The sequence below is a fragment of the Streptomyces lothianensis genome (genome assembly GCF_047779955.1).
Classification (GTDB): domain Bacteria; phylum Actinomycetota; class Actinomycetes; order Streptomycetales; family Streptomycetaceae; genus Streptomyces.
This window is the reverse complement of the sequence record NZ_JBLMKT010000185.1, coordinates 1-217: the sequence shown is the minus strand read 5'-3', so window position 1 is coordinate 217 and position 217 is coordinate 1. Positions and strand designations below refer to the sequence as shown.

Sequence of the window (217 nt, the reverse complement as noted above, 5' to 3'; positions counted from 1 at the left end):
GAGTCGTACGGGCGACGGCCCCGGGCGGTGCCGACACCTCCTGGCAGGTCCGGGGCACGGTCCTGGTCACCGGCGGCACCGGCGGCCTGGGCGCACACGTCGCCCGCTGGGCCGCGACCCACGGCGCCGAACACGTCGTCCTCACCAGCCGACGGGGCATGAACGCCCCCGGCGCGAGGGAACTTCACGAGGAACTCACCGCCCTCGGTACGGAGGT

Annotated in this window: 1 protein-coding gene; it reads left to right on the top strand. The window is 75.1% G+C overall.

Going from position 1 to position 217, the window contains the following annotated elements; genetic code table 11:
* Positions 1-217 (top strand): KR domain-containing protein (locus ACLF6P_RS30160; protein WP_415954617.1); only part of this gene is annotated, 217 nt, incomplete at both ends.